Raw genomic sequence first — 23,865 nt, 5'->3', positions numbered from 1 at the left:
GTCGACCCGTAGACGCGCTGACGGCGCCACCCTAGGGTCGGCGGCATGCGATTCGGACTCTTCATCCCCCAGGGCTGGCGCCACGACCTCGTCGGCATCGACCCCGCCCAGCAGTGGCGCACCATGAACGATCTCGCCCAGCACGCCGACGCCGGCGCCTGGGAGTCGATCTGGGTGTACGACCACTTCCACACCGTCCCCCGGGTGACCCAGGAGGCGACGCACGAGGCGTGGTCGCTGATGAGCGCGTTCGGCGCCACCACCTCGCGCGTGCGCCTCGGCCAGATGTGCACCTGCATGAGCTACCGCAACCCGGCCTACCTCGCCAAGGTCGCGACGACCGTCGACATCGTCTCGGGCGGCCGGGTCGAGATGGGCATCGGCGGCGGCTGGTACGAGCACGAGTGGCGCGCCTACGGCTACGGGTTCCCGCCCATCGCCGAGCGGCTCGGCCGCCTCGACGAGGGCGTCCAGATCATGCGCCAGGCCTGGACCGAGGGCGTCTCGACGCTGGACGGGAAGTACTACCAGGTCGACGGTGCCGTGAACCGCCCCCTGCCGCTCCAGGAGGGCGGGATCCCGCTGTGGGTCGCGGGCGGAGGCGAGAAGGTCACGCTGCGCATCGCGGCGCAGTACGCGCAGTACACCAACTTCGCCGGTGCGCCGGAGGCGTTCGACCACAAGAGCGCGGTGCTGCGCGCCCACTGCGAGCGCCTCGGCACCGACTACTCGGCGATCACCCGCAGCGCCAACTACAACGTGGTGATCGGCGAGACCGACGCCGACGTCGAGAAGGGCCTCCAGCGCCTCGAGGAGCGGGTGACGCCCTACCTCGGAGCCGAGGGAGCCGCGTCGTTCGTCGCCGAGTACCGCACGCCCGACGCGCTGGCGGTCGGCACGCCCGCGCAGATCGTCGAGCGCCTCTCCGACATGGCGTCGCGCGGGATGGACTACGGCATCTTCTACTTCCCCGAGGCGGCCTACGACCGCTCGGGTATCGAGCTGTTCGAGCGCGAGGTGCTGCCCGCTCTCGCGTGAGAGAGGCGGCGTGAGACCGCGGCGGGAGGCGCCTACGCCCCTCGCCGCGGCTCCGCAAGTCCCTGCGCCCCGGTACCCGCCCGCCTACGGTCGAGGCATGGACGCACAGGACATCCGCTGGAACGACGAAGCACGCGCGAAGATCCTCGACGACTCCGACGCGGTTCTCCGCGAGGCGGTCCTCGACCTCGCGAAGAGCAAGAAGGGCGAGCCCTGGGAGGACGTCTTCGCCGAGCTCAACGCCCGCCTGAAGGACCGGTTCATCGACTTCGAGCCCGGACCGGACCTCCGCAAGTACGCGGAGGCCGTCTCGGCGGGCGAGGTCGAGGTCGGCTCGTGAGCGATCACGGCGCCGAGGATCCGGCGCTGACGGACGAGATCGAGTCGATCCGCAACCTGGGCGAGGGGCGGGTCGGCGAGTCGGCCGGACCGGAGGACGTCGAGCAGAAGCTGACGCCCGAGGAGGACGCCGAGATCGAGAAGAAGCTCAAGGGTCGGGCCTGACCTCGACCGATGCAGAGCCTCGACCGATGCAGAGCCTCGATCGATGCAGAAGGCCCGCTCCCCCACGAGGGAGCGGGCCTTCTGCATTCCGGGCTCTAGGCCGAGAGCTTCTCGTAGTCGACGTAGCCCTCGGGGCCGCTCGCGTAGACCGTGGCCTGGTCGAGCTCGTTCTCGGGGTGCCCGCCCTTCCAGCGCTCGACGAGGTCGGGGTTCGCCATCACCGGGCGGCCGACCGCGACGGCATCGGCGTGACCGTCGGCGATCAGTGCGCTCGCCTCCTCGCGGGTCGTCGGCGAGCCGAAGCCGCTGTTGGCGACCAGCACGCCCCCGAAGCGGGCGCGGAGGCTCTGCACGAACTCGCCGGTCGGCTCGGCGTGCAGGACGCTGAGGTAGGACAGGCCGAGCGGCGCCAGGCCGTCGACGAGCGCCCCGTAGGTGGCGCGCACATCGTCGGCGTCGGTCTCGAGCACGTCCTGGATGTTGTGGCTCGGCGAGATGCGGATGCCGACGCGGCCCGCTCCGACCTCGTCCGCGACCGCGCGGGTCACCTCGATGCCGAACGCGGCACGAGCCGTGGGGCTGCCGCCGTAGGCGTCGGTGCGCACGTTCGACGCCGGCGAGAGGAAATCGTGCAGCAGGTAGCCGTTGGCCGAGTGCACCTCGACGCCGTCGAAGCCCGCGTCGATCGCGCGACGGGCGGCGGCGACGAACTCGTCGCGCACCGTGGCCAGCTCGTCGGTGGTGAGCGCGTGCGGCACCGGGAACGGAGCCGTCGCGCCGTCGGCGAGGTGCACGGTGCCGTCGATCGCGATCGCGCTGGGAGCGACGATCCGCTCGGTCCCGGTGATCCCGGTGTGCGAGACGCGACCGGCGTTCATGAGCTGCATGACGATGCGTCCGCCGGCACGGCCTCGGCGACCGCGCGCCAGCCCTCCGCCTGCTCGTCGGTCTCGATGCCGGGCTGCCCGACGTAGCCCTTCGACTCGGCGCTCGGGAACACGCCCTCGCTGATGATGAGCCCGATGCTGGCGCGCTGCGCGTAGTGCTGGGCGATGAGAGGGCCGGGGACGCCCTTCTCGTCGGCGCGCAGGCGCGTCATCGGGGCCATCACGAGGCGGTTCGGCAGCTCGAGTGCGCCGGCGGTGAGGGGGGAGAACGGATCCACGGATCGCCTTTCATCGGAGGACAGAGGGGTCGCGAGCTGGACTCGCACCCCGGTCCGACAACGGGAGGCTGCGGCGGCGCATTCCGGTTCCCGGCGTTCTCCCATCCGCCGGGCTCGCGTCCGGTTCTGCGACGCGCGGGCTGTCTACACTCGGGAGGCGACGACGAAGGAGTGTGCGCGATGCCGGCGAGGCCGATCGACGAATCCCCCCTCCGAGAGCGGCCCGCGAGACGCCGCCGCAGACTCGGGGCAGTGCTGTCGGCGCTGACCGCGGCCATCGGCCTGGCTCTCGTCCCCGCGACAGCGGCATCCGCCGAGCCGCCCGTCTCGTTCTCCTCCTCCCCCGTGCTCGACTCGGTCGGCGCGCTCAGCCCCGACGAGGTCGCCGAGGTGGAGTCGGCCGCGGCGACCCTCTACGACGAGCACCAGGTGCAGCTCTTCGTCGCCTTCGTCGACGAGTTCAGCGACCCGGCCGATCGGGAGGCGTGGGCCGATGAGACCGCGACGGTGAACGGCCTCGGGACCGACGACGTCCTCCTCGCCGTCGCGGTCGACGCGCGTCAGTACCAGGTGTCGGTCGCCCAGGGCTTCGAGCTCGACGACGCGCAGGTCTCGGCGCTGCAGACCGACGACATCGAGCCGCGGCTCGTCGACGGCGACTGGGCGGGTGCGGCCGTCGCCGCGGCCGAGGGAATCGGCGAGCGCCTCGACGCCCCGTCCGCGGGCGAGACGCTCGGCTCGGGTCTTCTGCTCACCCTCGGGATCCTCGTCGCGCTCGCGGTCGTCGGAGTCGTCGTCTGGCTCCTCGTCCGCCGCTCCCGCCGCCGGAAGGCCGAGGAGGCGGTCGAGGCCTCGCTCGACGAGCTCGCGACCCGCGCCGGCTCCGCTCTGGTCCACGCCGACGACGCCGTGCGCACGAGCGAGCAGGAGGTGGGCTTCGCGGAGGCGCAGTTCGGCTCCGACGCGACCGGGCCGTTCCGCGAGGCGCTGGTCGAGGCGACGCGCCTCCTCGGCGAGGCGTTCTCGCTCCAGCAGCGTCTCGACGACGCCGAGCCCGAGACCGATCAGGAGCGCCGGGAGGGCTACGAGCGGATCCTCCGGCTCTGCTCCGACATCGACACGGTGCTCGACGAGAAGGCGGAGGCGTTCGAGGAGCTGCGCGCGCTCGAGAAGAACGCCCCCGAGGTCGCCGCTCGGCTGAGCACCCGCGTCGACGCCGTGACCGCGCGCGTCGCACCGACCCGCGCGATCCTCGCCGAGCTCGCCGCCCGCTACGCCCCCTCGGCGATCGACGACGTCGGCGACGACGCCGACCAGGCCGAGGACCGCCTCCGCTTCGCCCGCGACGGTGCCGGCTCGGCGCAGGAGGCGCTGGCGACCGGCGACACCGGCCGCGCGGCGGTCCTCCTCCGAGCGGCGCAGCAGGCGGCGGAGCAGGCCTCCGGGCTCCTCGACACGGTCGCGAAGCGCGCGACGGAGCTGCAGGAGGCGGAGGCGACCCTCGCGGGCAGGGTCGCCGAGGTCCGGGCCGACGTCGCCCAGGGACGGACCCTGGCGGCGGGCGAGGCCGATCCCTCGTCGGCGCCTCTCGCGCAGAACATCTCGACGGCCGTGGCCTCGACCGAGGCCGCGCTCGATGCGATCGAGCGCGACGCCTCGGGGCGGCCGAACGATCCGCTCGGCCTGCTCGAGCGGCTCGCCGCGGCCGACGCGACCATCGACTCCGCCGTCGGCGGCTACCGGGACGCTCAGGCGCAGCAGCAGCGCGAGCGCGCCGCAGTCGCCGCCGAGCTCACGTCGGCCCGCATGCGCGTCTCGGCGGCCGAGGACTTCATCGCCGCCCGTCGCGGCGCGGTCGGCTCCGAGGCGCGCACCCGCGTCGCGGAGGCCGCGCGCGCCGCGGAGTACGCAGCCCAGATCGCCGAGAGCGATCCGCGCGAGGCCCTCGGCTCGGCGCAGCGCGCCTCGTCCCTCGCCCAGCAGGCACTCGACCGGGCCCGCGCCGACGCGAGCTCCTACGCCGCCCCGAGCGGCGGTCAGGGACCCTTCGGCGGCGACACCACCGGCGCCTTCCTCGGCGGGATCCTCGTCGACTCCCTGCTCGGCGGCGGCGGACGCCGCTCCGGATACCGTTCCGGCGGATTCGGCGGAGGCGGCTTCAGCGGCGGCTTCGGAGGAGGCGGCGGCTCCTCGCGCCGCTCCGGAGGCGGCGGCTTCGGCGGCGGCTCCCGGGGCGGAGGCGGACGTCGCGGCGGCGGCGGCCGCTTCTGACCCTCCTCCCCCACGACTCGGACGAACGACCTCACCACCCAGCCCGCACGACCACCCACGCAAGGCCACCCCACGCAAGGAGAGACAGCATGGCTCAGAAACAGTCGATCTTCGGCCGCATCGCGCAGCTCACGAAGGCCAACATCAACGCGCTCCTCGACCAGGCCGAGGATCCGCAGAAGATGCTCGACCAGATGGTGCGCGACTACACCGACAGCATCCGCGACGCGGAGGCCGCCATCGCGCAGACCATCGGCAACCTGCGGCTGCTCGAGGACGACTACCGCGAGGACGTCCAGAACGCCGACGAGTGGGGCGGCAAGGCCCTCGCCGCGAGCCGGAAGGCCGATGAACTGCGCGCGTCGGGCACCTCGGCCGACGCAGACAAGTTCGACGCCCTCGCCAAGGTCGCCCTGCAGCGCCAGATCCAGTCGGAGCGGGAGGCGAAGGACGCCGAGCCGACGATCGCCTCGCAGACCGAGGTCGTCGACAAGCTGAAGACCGGGCTCAACCAGATGCGCGAGAAGCTGCAGCAGCTCTCGTCGAAGCGCGACGAGCTGATCGCCCGTTCGAAGACCGTCGAGGCGCAGAGCCAGGTCCAGGACGCGATCAAGAGCATCGACATCATGGACCCGACCAGCGAGGTGAGCCGTTTCGAGCAGAAGATCCGCCGCGAGGAGGCTCGCGTCCGCGGTGCGGAGGAGCTCGCGTCGTCGAGCCTCGACGCGCAGTTCGAGTCGCTCGAGGACCTCGGCGAGATGACCGAGGTCGAGGCGCGGCTGGCAGCCCTCAAGTCGGGCCGGGCGCAGGACTCGATCGGCTCCTGACCGCGAGCCCGCGCGCCTCCGGCGGGGCGTGAAGTCAACCCCCGTCGGAGGCGCGCGGTTGTGCCGAGCCGCGCTGGACGACCGTCGCGGCGCGGCGGACCACCCTCGATCGGGGCCGGCGCCGGAAACTGGCAATCGCCCGGGTGCGCCGCTCCCGCGCACCCCCTACTCTTCAGAGAGACCCCTGACACTGGTCGATTCATGCCGCGTCCGGCATAGACGGACACGGCGCACCAGGAGCGGACCGGGCTCAGCCGGGGATCGCTCACCGAGCGGTCGTCCCCCAAGACGGCCACCCAGAAGAGCGAGGCGCTTATGAGCACCCCCAGCATCCTGTCCGATGGAACATCCGTCCCCCGGCCGCGCGTCGTGCGGACACGCCCCCGCAGCGACGGACGCGTCAACCCGACGACCGAGTACTCCGGCCTTCTCAGCACGGTCCGCGACGCCGGCCTCCTGCGCCGCCGCACCGGCTTCTACTACGCCGTGTTCGCGGTGCTCTCCCTCGCACTCGGCGGCATCGTCACCGGCTTCGTCCTGCTGGGCGACTCCTGGTTCCAGCTGCTGCTCGCTGCAGCGCTCGGCATCGTGCTCACCCAGTTCGCGTTCCTCGCTCACGAGGCCTCGCACCGCCAGGTGTTCGAGTCGGGCAAGGCCAACGACGTCGCCGGCCGCACCCTCGCCAATCTCGTCGTCGGCATCAGCTACTCGTGGTGGATGACGAAGCACAGCCGTCATCACGCCAACCCGAACGTCCTCGGCAAAGACCCCGACATCGACCGCGACGTCGTCTCGTTCACGCCCGAGGACGCGGCGCGCTCGCGCGGCGCCTACGCCTGGCTGACCCGTCGCCAGGGCTACGCCTTCTTCCCGCTGCTGCTGCTCGAGGGCATCAACCTGCACCTGCACGGCTTCCGCACCGTGTTCGGCAGGGGCAAGGTCGACAAGCGCTGGGTCGAGATCTCGATGCTCGTCGCCCGCGTCGGCCTCTACCTCGCGGTCGTCTTCTGGGCGCTCCCGCTCGGCATGGCCTTCGCCTTCGTCGGCGTGCAGATGGGCGTGTTCGGCCTGTACATGGGCGCCTCGTTCGCTCCGAACCACAAGGGCATGCCCCTGCTGCCCAAGGAGGCGCGCGTCGACTTCCTCCGCCGCCAGGTCCTCACCTCGCGCAGCATCCGCGGCAACTGGTTCAACGACTACTTCATGGGCGGCCTGAACTACCAGGTCGAGCACCACCTGTTCCCGAACATGCCCCGCCCGGCCCTCCGCCAGGCCCAGGTCATCGCGAAGGAGTACTGCGCGACCCACCAGATCCCCTACACCGAGACCTCGCTGCTCGAGTCGTACGGCATCGTCGTCCGCTACCTGAACCGCGTGGGCCTGTCGGCCGGCGGCGACCCGTTCGACTGCCCGGCCGCCTCGGCCTACGGACGCTGAGCACCGCTCCTCCGGCACGGCGAAGGCCCTCCCTCCGATCTCTCGGGGGAGGGCCTTCGTCGTGCGCGGGCCGCCGTCACGACGGCGTGCCCGGTCTCTCAGCGGCTCAGTTGTCGCTGCAGAGGACGAGCGTCGAGCTGACGTTGCCCGAGGCCTTGGAGCCGGTGCCGATGTAGCCGGCCGGCAGGGTCGCCACCGCGTTCAGCGTGAACGCCGCCGAGATCGAGAGCGTCGTCCTGAAGGCGATGGTCGCTCCAGCCGGAAGTGCGGCGGTCAGGGTGATCTGACGGCTGGTGCCGCTCAACACAGCGACGCTCGCCGCACCGCCGGTCACGCTGAAGACGCCGATGTTTGCGACGCCGCTGCCGATGACCGTGACGGTGGTGTTGACGGGCAGGGCCGCCGATCCCGCGGTCAGCGTGAAGCCGGGGCCGAGGATGCCGAGGGTGCCGCAGTCGCCGACGAGCTGGAAGGCTCCGACGTCGATGATCGAGGCGGCGGCCGAGGGCGTCGCGACGGCCACCGCGACGACCGGAACGGTCCAGGCTGCGGCGGCGGCGACGGAGCGACGCGTGACGACGCGCTCGGCGTCGAGGGGGGCGGGAGTGGAGTCGTGGGACACGGTGGTGCCTTTCTGTCGAGGGGCCAAGGCCTCCGGCATGCACCGGACCCGCGCGGACGCGGACGGTTCGGAGGGAGGTGCTGACCAGATCGTCGCGGGGGACGACCCCCTCGACCAAGGGCCACGAGCTTGCCCCCCACAGGCGGGTCAGAGCGGAAATCAAGGGGGGTGCACGGGCCGAGCGGGCGACCTACCGTGGAACCCATGAGCAGCTCCGACAACGACATCGAACCGACCCTCATCGACCCCGAGCAGACCCCGGGCGCGGGCGACCCGTCGACGCCGACCGAGACCCCCGCGGGCCTCGACGAGGTGGGCGGCACGTCCCCCGACGGCGCCGCCGGCGTCGACGCCAACGGCGACGAGGTGAACCCGCCCCTCCCCGACTGGGGACCCACCGACGGGGAGCACGGCACCGACGCCGAGACCGACGCGTCGGGCACCGCGACCCGCTGATCGACACCTCGAGAGGGACCTCCCCGGCCGCTCGGCGCACGCGCCGAACCCGACTCGGCGAGGTCCCTCCGTGTTCGCCTGACCGACGCCGGATCGCCGCCACGGCGGCTCTACACTGGCGAAATGCAGCCGAATGAACGCGCGCTCCGCGTGATCTCGTACAACCTCCGCGAGCACCGGGCGCACGTCGAGATCGCTCCGCTCGCCGCCCGTCACGACGTCGACGTCCTCTGCCTCCAGGAGTGCGACACGACGAAGCTCCCCCAGGAGCTCGGCGATCTGAGGCTCGCGTCGGTGACCGCCCGCAACCGGCTCGGCCTCGCCGTCTACTACTCGCACGAGCGCTTCGAGCTCGAGGGGAGCGCCGCCTTCGAGCTCAGCAAGTCGATGCACGACCGCGTGATGTCCCCCGCTCACGAGCGGCTGCTCGCCGTCCGGCTGACCGACCGCGACGGCGGATCGATCGCCGTCTCGTCGTTCCACGCGGCCCCGCTCTCGGCCGGCAACGCCCTCCGCCGGAAGCAGATCGACGAGGCCCTCAACCGGCTCCGCGAGTACGCCCCGGACACTCCCGCGCTGATGGTGGGCGACTACAACTACCCGTGGTTCTTCCGCGGTCTCGACCGCAAGATGACGCGGAACGGCTATCTCGTGTCGCGGAGCGACTCCCCCACCTACGCCCGCTACAAGTACTTCAGCGGGCACTTCGACTTCGCCATCAGCGACGCCGTGCGCATCGAGCGCGTCTCGACCCTCCCGCAGGGACTCTCGGACCACCTCCCCGTTCTCGTCGACGCGCACTACGAGATCCCCGCGGCCTGAGCGGCGACGCCCGGCCGGCCGCAACCCCGTCGGGCCCCGGGCGGGCGGTCGGTAGGCTCGGGGGGTGACGACGCTGATCCTCGCCAGGCACGGAGAGACTGTCTGGCACTCCGAGAACCGCTACGCGGGCTCCTCCGACATCCCCCTGACCGCGCTGGGCCAGGATCAGGCGGCGACGCTCGCCTCCTGGGCCGTCGACGCCGAGCTCGAGGCGGTCTACTCCTCCACTCTCGTCCGTGCGGTCCGGACCGCGGTCCCCGCCGCCCGGGCGGCGCACCTCGAGGTGCAGCTCGACCCCGCGCTGGTCGAGGTCGACTTCGGCGAGGGCGAGGGGCTGACCAACGACGAGATGGAGAAGCGCTTCCCCGACGCCTACCGGGCGTGGGTAGCCGCTCCGGCGATCCAGCCGATGCCGGGCGGCGAGTCGGGCCTCGACGCGGTGGCGCGGGCCAACACCTCGCTCGCCCGGATCCACCGCGAGCACCCCGAGGGGCGCGTGCTCGTCGTCGCCCACGGCACGCTCATCAGACTTCTGCTCTGCGCGTACCTCGGCATCAACCCGGAGTCGTACCGCCACATCTTCCCGGCGGTCGACAACGTGTCCCTCACCACGCTGCGCTGGGACGAGACGGGCATCGGACTGCTCGGCTACAACGTGCCGCCCGTGCAGAAGCAGCGGCGCTCCAGCTGAGCGCCGTGACGGAGCCGCCGCGCTCTCCGAACGGCGCGGGCTCCGTCGGGCTCGTCCTGGGCTCCGTCGCCAGCGTCCAGCTCGGAGCCTCGTTCGCGGTGCTGCTGTTCCCGGCGGCCGGGCCGATCGGCACGGTGACGCTGCGCCTCGTCTTCTCGGCGGCGGTGCTGCTGCTCGTGTGCCGCCCGCGGATCCGCGGCTACTCGCGCGCCGACTGGGCCACCGTCGGGGTGTACGGCCTGGCACTCGGCGGGATGAACGCCTGCTACTACGAGGCGATCGCCCGCATCCCGCAGGGCGCGGCGGTGACGCTCGAGGTGCTCGGCCCGCTGGTCCTGTCGGTGATCGCCGGGCGGAGCGTGATGAGCCTCGTCTGGGCGGGCCTGGCGCTCGCCGGCGTCGTCACTCTCTCGCAGGGCGGGTTCTCGGCGCTCGACCCCGTGGGGGTCGCGTTCGCACTCGGTGCGGCGGTGCTCTGGGCGACCTACATCGTCTTCGCGGGACGCACGGGCGGGCGCTTCCCGCGCCTGGACGGCCTGGCGCTGGCTCTCGCGGCCGGCGCCGTCGTCTCGCTGCCGTTCGGGATCGCGACCGCGGGCGCCTCCCTCGTGCTCCCGCCGGTGCTCCTGCTCGGTCTCGCCGTGGCGGTGCTCTCCTCCGCCGTCCCCTACGCGCTCGAGCTGCTCGCCCTGCGCCGCCTCCGTTCCTCGACGTTCTCGATCCTGATGTCGCTCGCGCCCGGTGCCGCCGCACTGTCGGGCTTCGTGGTCCTCGGGCAGCGGCTGAGCGTCGTCGAGGCGATCGGCATCGGACTGGTCGTCGCCGCGAGCGTGGGAGCGGTGCGGACCGCTCGGCGATGAAGCGGAAGCGAACCTCCGTTCATCCCGGTTCTTTTGTTAGGCTAACTATGTGACCCCCGAGACCGACCCTTCCGACCCCGCGCTGACCGCGCTCGCCGGCGAGACCCGCGTGGCCGTCGGCCGGCTCAGCAGGCGGCTCCGGCAGGAGAAGGCCGAGCACGAGCTCAGCGATGCGCAGTTCGGCGTGCTCGCGCTGCTCCAGCGCGAGGGTCCGAAGACCCTCGGCGAGCTGGCCGACTCCGAGCGCGTCCGGCCGCCGTCGATGACCCGCACCGTCGCGTGCCTGGTCGACGACGGCCTGGCCGAGCGCCTCGCCGATCCCTCCGACGGCCGTGTCACGCGCATCCGGCCGACGGCGGAGGGCACAGCGCTCGTCCTCGACGTCCGCCGCAGCCGCGACGCGTGGCTGGTCGCCCGCCTCCGCGAGCTCTCCCCGGACCAGCGCGCCCTGCTGCGCGACGCCGCCGCCCTGCTGCGGGAGGTGGCCGACCGATGAGCGCCATGTTCCGCTCCCTGGCGATCCCCAACTACCGCATCTGGTTCGCCGGCGCGATGGTCTCGAACATCGGCACCTGGATGCAGCGCACCGCCCAGGACTGGATCGTCATCAACGATCTGACCGATCACGACGCGACGGCGCTGGGCGTCACGATGGCCCTGCAGTTCGGCCCGCAGCTGCTGATGGTCCCGTTCTCGGGGTTCATCGCCGACCGCTTCGACCGCCGCAAGCTCCTGATGGCGACGCAGGCCGCGATGGGCGTCCTCGGTCTCGCCCTCGGCCTGATCGTGGTCACCGGAGTCGTGCAGCTGTGGATGGTCTACGTCTTCGCGCTGCTCCTGGGCTTCGCGGCGGCCGTGGACGCCCCCGTGCGCCAGACCTTCGTCTCGGCGCTCGTCGACGAGAACCACCTCTCGAACGCCGTGTCGCTGAACTCGGCCTCGTTCAACTCCGCCCGGATGATCGGACCGGCCCTCGCCGGCGTCCTCATCGCCGCGATCGGCTCCGGCTGGGTCTTCCTCCTCAACGCCGCGAGCTTCCTCGCCGTGCTGCTCTCGCTGCGCTTCCTGCACCGCGACCAGCTGCGCTCGGCACCCCGGGCGACCCGCGGCCCCGGCGCCCTGCTCGAGGGCTTCCGCTACGTCTCGAGGCGGCCCGACATCCTCGTGGTCCTCGCGATCGTGTTCCTCATCGGCACGTTCGGGCTCAACTTCCCGATCTTCGCGTCGACGATGGCGACGGTCGAGTTCCACATGGGCGCGAGCGAGTTCGGGCTGCTCTCGTCGGCGATCGCGGTGGGCTCGGTCGCCGGTGCCCTGCTGTCGGCGCGACGCGACCGGCCCCGCCTCCGGCTGATCGTCGGAGCGGCCGCCGCCTTCGGGATGGCGCTCGCGCTGGCCGGCGTGATGCCGACCGTCTGGGCGTTCGCGATCCTCCTGCCCTTCGTCGGGATCGCTGCTCAGACGCTGATGACCTCGGCCAACGGCTACGTGCAGCTCTCGACGACGCCCGAGATGCGCGGCCGGGTGATGGCGCTCTACATGGCGATCTTCATGGGAGGCACCCCGATCGGCGCGCCGCTGATCGGCTGGGTCGCGAACGCCGCAGGGCCGCGGTGGGCGATGCTCGTCGGCGCCTCCTCCGGAGCCGTCGCGGCCGCCATCGGCCTCGGCTGGTACCTGAGGACCCGCCGCAGGAGGACGACGCCGTCGATCGAGCCGGCGCTCGTCGCGACCCCCGCGCTCACGCCTCGCGCGTGATCTCGACCTTCACGAACAGCTTCGACGAGTGCGGGCCGGCGTACACCCCGCGCAGCGGCGCGATGTCGTTGTAGTCGCGGCCCCGCCCGACGATCACGTGGCGGTCGCCGATGTCGATGAGGTTCGTCGGGTCGTAGCCGCGCCACGTGCCTCCGCAGAACCACTCGACCCAGGCGTGCGACTCCCCCGTGACCGTCTCGCCGATCGCGGCGTGGGGCTTGGGGTGCAGGTAGCCCGAGACGTAGCGCGCCGGGATCCCGACCGAGCGCAGGGCTCCGAGCACGATGTGCGTGATGTCCTGGCAGACGCCCTCGCGCGCGGTCCACGACTCGGTCGCCGTCGAGTGCACGCCGGTGACGCCCTGCCGGTAGGTCATCTCGCGGCCGATGCGCTCGGCGATCGTCAGCGCCGCCTCGCACGGGCCCTCGGCCTCGTCGGCGAGCGTGCGGGCGAGCGCGACCAGATCCTCGGGAGGCGCGGTGCGGGTCGTCTGCTTCGACTGCTCGACGTACTCGGTGAGGGTCTCGACCTGCTCGGCCAGCTGCTCCCAGCCGTAGGGGTGCTCGGGGTGCGCCCTGGGCCGCACCTCGACGAGCGAGGTCGCCGTGAGCGAGAGCTCCTGGTGCGCGTTGAGGACGTCGAACGACGACACCCGCGTGCCCCAGTAGTCGGTGTAGGTGTGCGCCGAGGTGACGGGGCGGATGTCGAGGTTCGAGAACAGCACGAGCTGCCCGTCGGAGGACGCGGGGAGCATCCGGGCCTCGTTGTAGGAGGCGACGACGTCGCCCTGGTAGGTGAACCCCGTGGTGTGCTTGATGCGCAGCCTGCTCACAGCGCCTCCCCGATCCAGCTCGGCATGACGTTCGTGGGGAAGTAGCGCTGCCGGATCGCCTCGGACGCCGCCGAGGTCGCCTCCTGCACGCTGTCCATGTGCCGCGGGAGATCGTCGAGGATCTCGGCGATCGGCCGGTACTCGAGCTCGCTGCGGATCTGACCCAGCACGCGCTGGGCGTCTCCGCTGTGACCGATGCGGCCGGTGCGCGGCTCGATGTCGCGCATGCACATCTCGGCCCGGGAGACCGAGAAGAGGATCGAGCGCGGGAACAGGCGGTCCAGGAGGAGGAACTCGGCCGCGTTGCGCGCGCTCGGCACGCCGCGGTAGGTGCGCAGGTAGGCCTCGTAGGCGCCGCACGAGCGGAGGATCGTCGTCCACGACGGGCCGCTCGCCTCGGTCAGCGACCGCGTCGCCAGCAGGCGGGCCGTCATGTCGGCGCGCTCGATCGAGCGCCCGAGCGTGAAGAACTGCCAGGCCTCGTCGCGCGAGGTGGCCGACTCGATGATGCCCACGGCGAGCGCCGAGCGCTCGCGCACCCAGCTGAAGAACTCCGACACCCGGTCGCCGGTGACCCGGCGGGGCATGCGCGTGCGGGTGGTGTTGAGGCACTCCCACAGCTCGGTCGAGACGATCTCGCGCGCGCGCCGGGCGTTCTCGCGGGCGGCGCCGAGCGAGTACGCGATCGAGGCGGGGTTGGTGCGGTCGATCGCGAGGATCGTCAGGACATCGGCGCGGGTGATCTCGCGCATGTCGTCCGGAGGGGTGGATCCCATCACCGACAGCAGCGAGCGGCACGCGGTGTCCTCGTCGATCCACGGGTCCTCGAGCAGGAGCTGGAGGTGGACGTCGAGGATGCGCGCCGTGCCGTCCGAGCGCTCGATGTAGCGGCCGATCCAGAACAGCGACTCGGCGATCCGGGAGAGCATCAGGCCTCCTCCTCCGCGTCGGCCGCGGTGCGCGACTGCTGCTGCTGCTGGTCCTGGTCGTTGTTCGGGGCGTCCTGCGGCGAGTGGTCGGGCGTGTGGTTGAGCGGGTAGACGATCGGGATCGAGCTCGTGACGGCCGCCTGGTCGGCGACGAGGCCCTGGATGTCGTGCGCGTCCGGCTCCGTGGCGGGCTGCCCCTCGAGGCCGACGACCCACGTGTCCTTCGACCCGCCGCCCTGCGACGAGTTCACGACGAGCTGCCCCTCGGGCAGAGCCACCCGGGTGAGGCCGCCGGGGAGCACCCAGATGTCGGTCCCGTCGTTGACCGCGAAGGGCCGCAGGTCGGCGTGCCGCGGCCGCATCCCGTCGTCGACGAGGGTCGGGATGGTCGAGAGCTGCACGACCGGCTGCGCGATCCACCCGCGCGGGTCGGCCTGGAGGCGCGAGCGCAGCTCTGCGAGCTCCTTCGCCGACGCGTCGGGCCCGACCACGAGGCCCTTGCCGCCGGAGCCGTCGACCGGCTTCACGACGAGTTCGTCGAGCCGGTCGAGAACCTCCTCGAGTGCGCCCGGATCCTCGAGGCGCCAGGTGTCGACGTTCTTGATCACCGGATCCTCGGAGAGGTAGTACCGGATGAGGTCGGGCATGTAGGTGTAGACGAGCTTGTCGTCGGCGACGCCGTTGCCGACCGCGTTCGCGATGGTCACGGTGCCGAGCCGGGCGGCGAGCATGAGCCCGGGCGAGCCGAGCATCGAGTCGGCGCGGAACTGCAGCGGGTCGAGGAACTCGTCGTCCACGCGGCGGTAGATGACGTCGACCCGGGTCGGGCCGGAGGTCGTCCGCATGAAGACCTTGCCGCCGGTGCAGAAGAGGTCGCGGCCCTCGACGAGCTCGACGCCCATCAGCCGCGCGAGCAGGGTGTGCTCGAAGTAGGCGGAGTTGTAGACCCCGGGGGTGAGCACGACCACCGTGGGGTCGTCGACTCCCTCGGGTGCGGATGCGCGCAGGGCCTGCAGGAGCCGGTTGGGGTAGTCGCCGACGGGCCGCACGCGCATCGAGACGAACAGCTCGGGCAGGGTCTGCGCCATCACGCGGCGGTTCGAGATCACGTAGGAGACGCCCGAGGGCACGCGGACGTTGTCCTCGAGGACCCGCCAGTCGCCGACCTCGTCGCGGATGAGGTCGATGCCGGACACCTGGATCCGCACGCCGTTGGCCGAGACGATGCCGGCCGCCTGGCGGTGGAAGTGGCTCGAGCTCGAGATGAGACCGGCGGGGATGACTCCGTCCTTGACCGCGTTCTGCGGGCCGTAGACATCGGCGAGGAACGCCTCGAGAGCGCGGACGCGCTGCTTGATGCCGCTCTGCACCTCGTTCCACTCGGCGCGCTCGATCACGCGCGGCACCGCGTCGAGGGGGAACGGGCGCTCCTCCCCTGCGAAGTCGAAGGTCACGCCCTGCGCGAGGTAGGAGGAGGCGAGCGCGTCGGTGCGCCCGCGCAGCTCCTCCTGGGTCATCCTGGCCAGCGAGCTGTAGATGTCGCGGTACGCGTCGCGGACGCCGTCGGGGCCACCGGCCGCCGCGACATCGGCGAACATCTCGTCCCAGGGTGGCTCGCCTGCGCGGCGCCGCTCGACCTTCTGGGACCCGTATCCGTCGAAGAGGTCACCCATGGCACGACTCTAGTGCGGGCCGTATTGCGGGGATGTTTCGGCGGTTCCGCCGCTCAGGCGAGGGCGATGGCCGCAGCGATCCTGTCCTCGTCGAACGCGCGCGCCATCCGCCTGCGCTGGCGTTCGGGAATCCCGAGACCCTCGGCGACCTCCGGCCACGTTCGGACATGATCGGCGACAGTGCGGATGATCCTCACGCCCTCTTCCCGCTTGAGAGAGAAGGCGTCCGCGACGTCGAGCAGGTTCGCGAGGTCTCGAGCGCGCGGATCGTCCCGGTCGCTGATGGGCCTCGACGCGGTCGCTCCGACGCTCGTGCTCGGATTGACGTCGAAGGCCGGAGCCAGCCGCCAACCCGCCGGAGTGCGGAGGAAGCCGTGATTGCGCCAGTGGTCGTCGACGTTGTTGATCAGGACCGTCAGCGCGATGCGGCGGAACATCTCTCGCAGATCCTCGCGTGGATCCGCACTGAGGTCGTTCACGACGTCCGAGAACTGCTCGTAGGTGTACTTCGACAGGTCGTTCGCCCCGATCCCGAGTGCGGACGCAGCCGAGAGGTACGCTCTCCTGCCTCCTCTCGGAGTGCGATCGAACCTGTCGAGGATCAGCACGCTCTTCTCGCCCGACGCGCGGTGCAGCGTCCACTCCGAAGTCGCGATACCGACACGCGCAGCGAGGGTGAGCGCGAGCGCCTCCCATCGCTCCACATCCAGGTCTCCGTCCTTCGAGTGCGGGAGCTTCGCCAGGGCCAGGCGCCCGTCGGCTCTCCGCACGTTCGCCTTCGGGCGAGCCCCGCCGGGAGAAGTCGCGATGTCGGAGAGGTAGGCGAGATCGTCCTCCGATGCGTCCTCGGCCTCGTACCGCGCGGCGACCCTGACGACGCGGTCGATCTCGTGGATGTTCGCCACTCCGCTGTCGCTCGAGAGCCACTCCTCCGCCTCCGTTGCGCGGAATCGGAGCGCGCCGAGCCGAGAGGCGTCCGAGACGCCGAGGAGCTGATCCCACGCTCCGCGGAGCGCGGGGACCGATGCGTCCCGCTTGCGGCGCGCGGCATGGTTCGCCTCGATGAGCCGCTGCCCCCACTCGTCAGGGGATGCGTCCTCGAAGGCGCCGGGGAGGGCGTGGGTCTCGGGCATCCAGAGGCGACCCGTCACGAGCGGGAGGTCGGGCGACACGGCGAACGCTCCCCTCGCCGCGAGGTAGCTCTCGTCGTACTGGAACGAGGACGAGGCGAGGGTCCGGCCGGCGAACGACGGATGCAGGACGCCCACCCGGACGAGCCCGAGCCGCTCGTCGTCGAGGTGCACCTCGACGGGCGGCGCCGTCACAGCGAGCCGCCGGCGCCGAGGATGGCGTCGATGCGGACCCGGGCCGTCTCGCTCCGGTAGGGATCGGACGACTGGACGACGGTATCGGCGATGCCGAGTGCGGCCAGGACGGCGAAGACCGAGTCGATCCGAGCGGAGCCGTCGCCCGCTTCGAGGCGTCGCAGCGTCTCGCGGGTGACTCCCGCCCGCTCCGCCAGAAGGGAGGCGCTCATGTCGTTGACGGCGCGCCAGCGCACGATGTTGGCTCCGAACTCCACGAGCTGGCGAGTCCGTTGCGGTGAGCGTCGGGCAACCACTTCGACCTCCTGATCGTTGCAGGTGCCATTCTGCTCTGATTTGAACGCCTTAGCTACAGGCTGCTCCCAGCGGCCGGTTCCCTCATCGCCTCCGCCGCACCCGATGGAATAGATCCGCCGCCGTCTGGTTGGATGGTGATGTACATGCAAACGCATGGACAGGGCGCCCGGGAGGCGCCAGGAGAGTAAGGAGCGCCTCATGCAGTTCGGCATCTTCACGGTCAGCGACATCACGACCGATCCCACCGACGGGCACACCCCGACCGAAGCCGAGAAGATCAAGGCGACCGTCGCCATCGCGCTGAAGGCCGAGGAGATCGGGCTCGACGTCTTCGCCCTCGGCGAGCACCACAACCCGCCCTTCTGGTCGTCCTCGCCGACGACCACCCTCGGGTACATCGCGGCGCGCACGGAGCGCCTCCTGCTCTCGACCGCGATGGCCCTGATCACCACGAACGACCCGGTGAAGCTCGCCGAGGACTACGCGATGCTCCAGCACCTCGCCGACGGCCGCGTCGACCTGATGCTCGGGCGCGGCAACACCGGCCCGGTCTACCCGTGGTTCGGCAAGGACATCCGTCGCGGCATCGAGCTGACGATCGAGAACTACGACCTGCTGCACCGCCTCTGGACCGAGGAGTACGTCGACTGGGAGGGCCAGTTCCGCACGCCCCTCCAGGGCTTCCAGTCGACCCCGCGCCCGCTCGACGGCGTCGCACCCTTCGTCTGGCACGGCTCGATCCGCTCGCCCCAGATCGCCGAGCAGGCCGCCTACTACGGCGACGGCTTCTTCGCGAACCACATCTTCTGGCCCGCCTCGCACACCCAGAAGATGGTGCAGCTCTACCGCCAGCGCTTCGAGCACTACGGTCACGGCACCGCCGACCAGGCGATCGTCGGGCTGGGCGGCCAGATCTTCATGGCGAAGAACTCGCAGGACGCCGTGACGCAGTTCCGCCCCTACTTCGACAACGCCCCGGTCTACGGCCACGGACCCTCGCTCGAGGACTTCACCGAGCAGACCCCGCTCACCGTCGGATCGCCGCAGCAGATCATCGACCGCACCCTGGGGTTCCGCGAGTACGTCGGCGACTACCAGCGCCAGCTGTTCCTGATCGATCACGCCGGGCTCCCGCTCAAGACGGTGCTCGAGCAGATGGACATGCTCGGCGAGATCCTGCCGGAGCTGCGCCGCGGCTTCGCGGAGGGACGCCCCGCCCACGTGCCCGACGCCCCCACCCACTCCTCCCTCGTGGCCGCGCGCGACGCGCAGCCCGTTCCCGTCGCCGTCTAGGAGGCACCCGCCATGGACAACACCCGCAGGATCACCGTCCTCTCCGCTGGCCTCAGCCAGCCGTCGTCGACCCGGCTCCTCGCCGACCGGCTCGGCGACGCGACCGAGGCCGCCCTCGCCGAGCAGGGCTACGCCGTCGAGCGGAGCGTCATCGAGCTGCGCGACCTCGCGCACGACGTGACGAACACCCTCCTCACCGGCTTCGCCAGCCCGGCGCTGCAGACCGCGCTCGACGCGGTCGCCGGCGCCGACGGCCTCGTCGCCGTCACGCCGATCTTCACCACGAGCTACAGCGGCCTCTTCAAGTCGTTCGTCGACGTGCTCGACACGGAGGCGCTCCGGGGCCTCCCCGTGCTGCTCGCGGCGACCGGCGGCTCGCCCCGGCACTCGCTGGCGATCGACTACGCGATGCGGCCGCTCTTCGCCTACCTCCACGCGGCTCCCCTCTCGACGACGGTCTTCGCGGCCACGGACGACTGGGGCGGCGCGACCGAGGACGGCAGGGCGCTCCCGTCGCGCATCGAGCGCGCCGGCCGCGAGCTCGCCGGCGAGGCCGCGCGCTCGACGCGGTCGGGCGCGGTGCGCGACCCCTGGGCGCTCGACGACTCGTTCGAGGGCATGCTCGGCAAGCGCGGCTGAGCCGCCGGAACCGGCACGGATAGCTCGCTTCTCTCACAGGAACGGCGATCCGTCCAGTACCGGACCGCACGTGCCCGCTCGGGCTAGCCTCCCTCCGGGAGCCACCGTCTGGCCCCCGAGAGGGAGGCCGTCATGGTTCGGAACAGCAGGGATCCGCTCAGCTCCGCGCTCGGCAGGAGCGCGTTCGACAGGACCGTCTTCGAGCGGGCCGTTCTCGATCGGCGACGGTTCCTCGGCGCTCTGGGAGTCGCCGCGGCGCCGCTCGTGCTCGCCGGCTGCGGGTTCGCTCCTGCCGCTCCGCAGGCGAGCGCCGACAGCGGCACGCTCACCTTCACCACCTGGGGCACCGACGCCGAGCTCGCCGGGTTCCAGCGGGCGATCGACCGGTTCCAGGAGGCGAACTCCGGGGCGACGGTGACCCTGAACGCAGTCCCCTACGAACAGATGTTCACGAACATCGACGCCCAGCTGCAGGCGGGCAACCCGCCCGACGTCTTCCGGGTGCCGTACTACACCTTCGGCAGCTACGCGGGGCGCGACCAGCTGCTCGACCTCTCCGACTACCTCGACGGCGACGTGGCCGACCGCTTCACCGACGCGGCGTGGGCCGCCGTGCAGAGCAACGGGAGCCCCTTCGGCGTCCCGCACCACACCGACACGTCGCTGATCCTCTACAACACCGAGGCGCTGGCGGCCGCGGGGGTCACGAGCTTCCCGTCCTCGCCCGACGAGGCGTGGACCTGGGACGAGTTCACCGAGGTCGGGAACAAGCTCCGCGCCTCGCTCCCCGCCGAGCGCTTCCCGTTCGCCTACAACTGGCAGGGCAACGGAGTCACCCGCTGGCTCAGCCTGCTCTTCCAGGCCGACGGCCGGTTCCTCACCGAGGACCTCTCGGCGCCCGCCATCGACTCCGACGCCGGTCGTGCGGCGATCGACTTCAGCCGCAGCTTCTTCACGAACGGGCTCGTCCCGCCGAGCAGCTCGATCCAGGCGACGACCTACGCCAGCGACCTCTGGTACTCGCAGACGACCGCCATGACCTTCGCCGGCGCGTTCCTGATCCCCGACGCCGACGCGACCCTCGACTTCGAGTGGGGCGCCACCTACTCGCCGCGGAACGTCCGCGGCGGCGGCGACTTCGGCGGTAACGCGCTCGTCGCGACGAAGGCGACCGCGCAGCCGGAGCTGGCGGCCGCGTTCCTGTCCTTCGTCACCGAGGAGGAGGCGATGAGCGACTTCTGCGCCGGCGCCTCGCTCCTGCCGACCCGTCGCGACCTGACCGAGTCGGGCATCGAGTTCGCCGTGCGCCCGGAGCTCTCCGAGGTCTTCCTCGGCCAGGCCGGCACGGTGCAGGCCTCCGACTCCGCTCAGGTGGCGTCGCCCGACATGGCCGCCATCATCGCGGTGCTCAAGGAACAGCTCGAGCAGGCCTTCGTCGGCGGGCAGAGCACGGAGGACACGATCGCCGGACTCACGGCCGGCATCGCGGCCGCGACGTCGTGAGCGTCGCCCCCCTCGCGCCGGAGGCGGTCACCGCCCGCCCCCGGCGCTCCTCCCGTGCGCCCGCCCGCGAGACCGCCGCTGCCTACGCCTTCCTGGCCCCGAACCTGTTGATGCTCGGGCTCTTCGTGTTCGTCCCGCTGGGCGGTGCGTTCCTGATCAGCTTCCAGAGCACCAACGGGTTCGGCGTCGGCGTCTTCATCGGCCTCGACAACTACGTGAGACTGCTCTCCGATCCGCTGTTCTGGCGCTCCACGCTGAACACCGCGCTGTTCACCCTGATCGTCACCCCCGCCTCCATGGCCCTCGGCCTGGGAGCAGCGGTGCTGCTCAACTCGGTGCTGCCGGCGCGAGCGGTGTTCCGGTCGATCCTGATCCTGCCGATGGCGGTCTCGGGCGTCGCGACGGCGCTCATGGGCGTGCTGATCTTCGACGAGAACAGCGGAGTGCTCGACGGGCTCCTGCAGACCATCGGCCTGCCGAGGATCGCGTGGCAGTCCGGAGGAGCCGCGGCGTTCGCCTCCGTCGTGCTGGTGACGCTCTGGTGGCGCACGGGCTTCAACATGCTGATCTACCTCGCCGGGCTGCAGGGCGTGAACCCCGCGCTGTACGAGGCGGCCCGACTCGACGGCGCGAACGGCTGGCAGCAGTTCCGGCACGTCACCCTGCCGCTCGTCGGCCCGTCGACGTTCTTCCTGCTGATCCTGAACGTCATCTACTCGTTCCAGGTCTTCGACATCGTCTTCGTGCTCACCGGGGGCGGGCCGCAGAATGCGACCTCGGTGCTGGTCACCTACGCCTACGACACCGGATTCGTCACGCGCGACCAGGGCTACGCGGCGGCCATCGGCATCGTCCTGCTCGTGTTCACGATGATCTTCACCGCCGTGCAGTGGCGCACGAACCGCAGCAGGGACCTCGTCGAATGATCCGCTCCTCCCGCACCTCGCTCGTCGTCCGGCTCGCCCTGGCCGTCGTGGTCTCGATCGTCATCCTGTTCCCGCTCTACTGGATGATCGTGGTCGCGTTCTCCTCGCGCGCCGAGCTGCTCGGCGGCACCCTGCGCCTCTGGCCGCGCGAGCTCACCCTCGTGAACTTCGAGCGCGTCTTCTCGTCGTTCCCGGTCGCGACCTGGTTCGGCAACTCCGTCGCCATCAGCCTGGTCACGGCCCTGATCACCGTGGCGATCAACCTGCTCGGCGGCTACGCGTTCGCGCAGCTGCGGTTCCGCGGCTCCTCCGCGCTCTTCCTCCTCGCGCTGTCGACGCTGACGCTGCCCGTGCAGGTCATCATGGTGTCGCTGTTCCGGCTGGTCACCGACCTCGGCCTCTACGGGAGCTACTGGGCCGTGATCCTGCCGACGGCCGCCTCGGCGTTCGGTCTGTTCCTCGCGCGGCAGTTCATCCTGGCGATCCCCCGCGATCTGATCGAGGCCGCGCGGATCGACGGAGCCGGGCACTTCCGCGTGTTCACCCGCATCGTCCTCCCGCTCTCGAAGCCCCTGATCGCCGTGCTGTTCTTCATGACCCTCCTGGGCTCGTGGAACGACTTCGCCTGGCCCCTGATCGCGCTGAAGGAGAACGTGCTCTTCACACTGCCGATCGGGCTGCTCTTCCTCCAGGGGCAGTTCGGCAGCGACTACGGAGCGACGATGGCCTTCGCACTCGTGAACGTGGTGCCGATGGTCGTGCTCTTCCTCGTGTTCCAGCGCTACTTCGTGCAGGGATTCGCGCGCAGCGGACTGCGCTGACCCAGTCCCGCCTGGCCACTCTTGTCAAGTCCTCCTCTGCCACTCCACAGGTCCTGGCGCGAGCGGTACCGTCTACCACAGGCGCCCCTCTCGGGGCGTCCCGGGTAGTGCAGGCACCCTGCCGGGGTGCTCCGGACGTGCCGTTCAGCGAGAGGCGAGGGTCGTCGTGAGTGTCATCGCCGCCGGCGCTGCGCAGCAGAAGGTGGCCGGCCGCTACTACCTCATCGAGCGCATCGGCTCGGGAGGCATGGGCTCGGTCTACCGAGCGCGGGACGAGACCGTGCAGCGCGACGTCGCCGTGAAGGTGTTCCGCGCCGAGGCCTCGAGCCCCGACGACGTCGCCCGTCAGGAGCGCGAGGTGCGGATGCTCAGCTCGTTCGCGCACCCGGGCATCGTCAACCTCTTCGACGCGGGACTGCACAACTTCGGCGGCGAAGTGCGCCGCTACGTCGTCATGGAGCTCGTGGCCGACCCGACGATGGAGAAGCGGCTCGACTCGGGCCGGATGGCCGCCGGAGAGGTGGCCGCGATCGGCGCCCAGCTCGCCGAGGCCCTCGCCTACCTGCACGAGCGCGGAGTCGTGCACCGCGACGTGAAGCCGGCGAACATCCTCGTCAGCGACGTCGGCTCGAGCGGCTACGACCACACCGCCAAGCTCACCGACTTCGGCGTCGCGCACTTCATGGACGGCTCGCGCCTCACCAGCGACGGCATCGTCATCGGCACGGCCAGCTTCGTCAGCCCCGAGCAGGTCGCCGGCGAGCCGATCAGTGGAGCCAGCGATGTGTTCTCGCTCGGGCTGGTGCTGCTGGAGGCGCTCACCGGGCACCGCGAGTACGCCGGCACCGTGCTGGAGGCGGCGATCGCTCGCCTGCACCGCAGCCCGGCCGTTCCGGAGTCGCTGCCCGAGGCCTGGCGCGGCCTCCTGGTCGCCATGACGCAGCGCGACCCCGCCCGGCGTCCGACCGCCGAGCAGGTCGCCCAGCGACTGCGGAGCGGGCTCGCGGCGGGCACGACCGCGCCGATGGCCGTGCAGGTCCCGGAGCCGGTCGCCGCCTCCGACACCCGCTCGGCGCGCGTGCGCCGCAGCATCATCATCGCGTCGAGCGTCGTGGGCGTCGGCGCCGTCTCCGCGCTGTCGTGGATGCTCGGAGTGCTCGCCGGCCGCTGAGCCCC

The 23,865-nt window shown here is 71.3% G+C and carries 24 protein-coding genes and 1 pseudogene; 18 read left to right on the top strand and 7 right to left on the bottom strand.

Annotated features, from left to right (window positions below; genetic code table 11):
• Positions 1–45: 45 nt before the first annotated feature.
• The 3 genes from B9Y99_RS02050 (at position 46) to B9Y99_RS18680 (ending at position 1,542) form a co-directional block, all read left to right on the top strand.
• Positions 46–1,038 carry an LLM class F420-dependent oxidoreductase gene (locus B9Y99_RS02050; RefSeq protein WP_085474937.1) on the top strand — a complete coding sequence of 331 codons (993 nt, stop codon included), beginning with the start codon at positions 46–48 and terminating at the stop codon, positions 1,036–1,038.
• Between the two features lie 97 nt (positions 1,039–1,135).
• Complete coding sequence (locus B9Y99_RS02045; RefSeq protein ID WP_085474936.1) at positions 1,136–1,378, top strand: hypothetical protein; 243 nt, start codon at positions 1,136–1,138, stop codon at positions 1,376–1,378.
• Positions 1,375–1,542 (top strand): hypothetical protein, encoded by a 168-nt coding sequence (locus tag B9Y99_RS18680; RefSeq protein ID WP_165759512.1) that lies wholly within the window; start codon positions 1,375–1,377, stop codon positions 1,540–1,542. Before B9Y99_RS02045 ends, B9Y99_RS18680 begins: the two co-directional genes overlap by 4 nt.
• A 95-nt stretch (positions 1,543–1,637) precedes the next feature.
• Here B9Y99_RS18680 and B9Y99_RS02040 read toward each other — a convergent pair.
• A pseudogene (locus tag B9Y99_RS02040) lies at positions 1,638–2,650 on the bottom strand (alkene reductase).
• A 309-nt stretch (positions 2,651–2,959) separates the two neighbouring features.
• Here B9Y99_RS02040 and B9Y99_RS19340 point away from each other — a divergent pair.
• The 3 genes from B9Y99_RS19340 to B9Y99_RS02025 all read left to right on the top strand — a co-directional run bounded on the left by B9Y99_RS19340 (position 2,960) and on the right by B9Y99_RS02025 (position 7,242).
• Positions 2,960–4,978 carry a TPM domain-containing protein gene (locus tag B9Y99_RS19340; RefSeq protein ID WP_165759511.1) on the top strand — a complete coding sequence of 673 codons (2,019 nt, stop codon included), beginning with the start codon at positions 2,960–2,962 and terminating at the stop codon, positions 4,976–4,978.
• A gap of 89 nt (positions 4,979–5,067) precedes the next feature.
• Positions 5,068–5,805, top strand: coding sequence for a PspA/IM30 family protein (locus B9Y99_RS02030; protein WP_085474934.1), 738 nt, complete (start codon positions 5,068–5,070; stop codon positions 5,803–5,805).
• A gap of 315 nt (positions 5,806–6,120) precedes the next feature.
• Positions 6,121–7,242, top strand: coding sequence for a fatty acid desaturase family protein (locus B9Y99_RS02025; protein ID WP_085474933.1), 1,122 nt, complete (start codon positions 6,121–6,123; stop codon positions 7,240–7,242).
• A 106-nt stretch (positions 7,243–7,348) separates the two neighbouring features.
• Here the strand turns inward: B9Y99_RS02025 and B9Y99_RS02020 are convergent, their stop codons facing one another.
• Complete coding sequence (locus B9Y99_RS02020) at positions 7,349–7,864, bottom strand: hypothetical protein (RefSeq protein WP_165759510.1); 516 nt, start codon at positions 7,862–7,864, stop codon at positions 7,349–7,351.
• A gap of 204 nt (positions 7,865–8,068) precedes the next feature.
• Here B9Y99_RS02020 and B9Y99_RS02015 point away from each other — a divergent pair, with 204 nt between their 5' ends.
• The 6 genes from B9Y99_RS02015 (at position 8,069) to B9Y99_RS01990 (ending at position 12,451) form a co-directional block, all read left to right on the top strand.
• Positions 8,069–8,320, top strand: a complete 252-nt coding sequence (locus B9Y99_RS02015) for a hypothetical protein (RefSeq protein WP_085474932.1) — start codon at positions 8,069–8,071, stop codon at positions 8,318–8,320.
• Positions 8,321–8,443: 123 nt separating this feature from the next.
• On the top strand, positions 8,444–9,142 hold the full coding sequence (locus tag B9Y99_RS02010) for an endonuclease/exonuclease/phosphatase family protein (protein WP_085474931.1): 699 nt from the start codon (positions 8,444–8,446) through the stop codon (positions 9,140–9,142).
• A gap of 64 nt (positions 9,143–9,206) precedes the next feature.
• Positions 9,207–9,833 carry a histidine phosphatase family protein gene (locus B9Y99_RS02005; protein WP_085474930.1) on the top strand — a complete coding sequence of 209 codons (627 nt, stop codon included), beginning with the start codon at positions 9,207–9,209 and terminating at the stop codon, positions 9,831–9,833.
• Between the two features lie 5 nt (positions 9,834–9,838).
• Positions 9,839–10,693: an EamA family transporter gene (locus B9Y99_RS02000; RefSeq protein ID WP_208856874.1), complete on the top strand. Its 855-nt coding sequence runs from the start codon at positions 9,839–9,841 to the stop codon at positions 10,691–10,693.
• Positions 10,694–10,742: 49 nt separating this feature from the next.
• Positions 10,743–11,189 (top strand): MarR family winged helix-turn-helix transcriptional regulator, encoded by a 447-nt coding sequence (locus tag B9Y99_RS01995; protein WP_244274744.1) that lies wholly within the window; start codon positions 10,743–10,745, stop codon positions 11,187–11,189.
• Positions 11,186–12,451 (top strand): MFS transporter, encoded by a 1,266-nt coding sequence (locus B9Y99_RS01990; protein ID WP_085474929.1) that lies wholly within the window; start codon positions 11,186–11,188, stop codon positions 12,449–12,451. Before B9Y99_RS01995 ends, B9Y99_RS01990 begins: the two co-directional genes overlap by 4 nt.
• Here the strand turns inward: B9Y99_RS01990 and B9Y99_RS01985 are convergent.
• The 5 genes from B9Y99_RS01985 to B9Y99_RS01965 are packed head-to-tail and all read right to left on the bottom strand — an operon-like array spanning position 12,435 to position 17,467.
• On the bottom strand, positions 12,435–13,283 hold the full coding sequence (locus B9Y99_RS01985; protein WP_085474928.1) for a transglutaminase family protein: 849 nt from the start codon (positions 13,281–13,283) through the stop codon (positions 12,435–12,437). The genes B9Y99_RS01990 and B9Y99_RS01985 overlap by 17 nt on opposite strands.
• On the bottom strand, positions 13,280–14,212 hold the full coding sequence (locus B9Y99_RS01980; protein WP_085474927.1) for an alpha-E domain-containing protein: 933 nt from the start codon (positions 14,210–14,212) through the stop codon (positions 13,280–13,282). The genes B9Y99_RS01985 and B9Y99_RS01980 overlap by 4 nt, the downstream gene beginning before the upstream one ends.
• On the bottom strand, positions 14,212–15,885 hold the full coding sequence (locus B9Y99_RS01975) for a circularly permuted type 2 ATP-grasp protein (protein WP_085474926.1): 1,674 nt from the start codon (positions 15,883–15,885) through the stop codon (positions 14,212–14,214). The genes B9Y99_RS01980 and B9Y99_RS01975 overlap by 1 nt, the downstream gene beginning before the upstream one ends.
• A gap of 53 nt (positions 15,886–15,938) precedes the next feature.
• On the bottom strand, positions 15,939–17,210 hold the full coding sequence (locus B9Y99_RS01970) for a type II toxin-antitoxin system HipA family toxin (RefSeq protein WP_085474925.1): 1,272 nt from the start codon (positions 17,208–17,210) through the stop codon (positions 15,939–15,941).
• Positions 17,207–17,467 (bottom strand): helix-turn-helix domain-containing protein, encoded by a 261-nt coding sequence (locus tag B9Y99_RS01965; RefSeq protein ID WP_244274743.1) that lies wholly within the window; start codon positions 17,465–17,467, stop codon positions 17,207–17,209. Before B9Y99_RS01965 ends, B9Y99_RS01970 begins: the two co-directional genes overlap by 4 nt.
• A 238-nt stretch (positions 17,468–17,705) precedes the next feature.
• Between B9Y99_RS01965 and B9Y99_RS01960 the strand changes: the two genes are divergently transcribed.
• The 6 genes from B9Y99_RS01960 to B9Y99_RS01935 all read left to right on the top strand — a co-directional run bounded on the left by B9Y99_RS01960 (position 17,706) and on the right by B9Y99_RS01935 (position 23,860).
• Complete coding sequence (locus B9Y99_RS01960) at positions 17,706–18,800, top strand: LLM class flavin-dependent oxidoreductase (RefSeq protein WP_085474924.1); 1,095 nt, start codon at positions 17,706–17,708, stop codon at positions 18,798–18,800.
• 12 nt (positions 18,801–18,812) lie between these two features.
• Complete coding sequence (locus B9Y99_RS01955; protein WP_085474923.1) at positions 18,813–19,439, top strand: FMN reductase; 627 nt, start codon at positions 18,813–18,815, stop codon at positions 19,437–19,439.
• Positions 19,440–19,571: 132 nt separating this feature from the next.
• Positions 19,572–20,942 carry an ABC transporter substrate-binding protein gene (locus B9Y99_RS01950; RefSeq protein ID WP_085474922.1) on the top strand — a complete coding sequence of 457 codons (1,371 nt, stop codon included), beginning with the start codon at positions 19,572–19,574 and terminating at the stop codon, positions 20,940–20,942.
• Positions 20,939–21,868 (top strand): carbohydrate ABC transporter permease, encoded by a 930-nt coding sequence (locus B9Y99_RS01945; protein WP_244274742.1) that lies wholly within the window; start codon positions 20,939–20,941, stop codon positions 21,866–21,868. Before B9Y99_RS01950 ends, B9Y99_RS01945 begins: the two co-directional genes overlap by 4 nt.
• Entirely contained in the window at positions 21,865–22,689 is an 825-nt protein-coding gene (locus tag B9Y99_RS01940) for a carbohydrate ABC transporter permease (protein WP_085474921.1), read from the top strand. Before B9Y99_RS01945 ends, B9Y99_RS01940 begins: the two co-directional genes overlap by 4 nt.
• Before the next feature lie 166 nt (positions 22,690–22,855).
• Entirely contained in the window at positions 22,856–23,860 is a 1,005-nt protein-coding gene (locus B9Y99_RS01935; RefSeq protein ID WP_085474920.1) for a serine/threonine-protein kinase, read from the top strand.
• Positions 23,861–23,865: the final 5 nt, after the last annotated feature.

The sequence above is a fragment of the Rathayibacter oskolensis genome (genome assembly GCF_900177245.1).
Classification (GTDB): domain Bacteria; phylum Actinomycetota; class Actinomycetes; order Actinomycetales; family Microbacteriaceae; genus Rathayibacter; species Rathayibacter oskolensis.
Note: the sequence above shows the minus strand (reverse complement) of the source record. Positions and strands in the feature narration are given on the sequence as shown.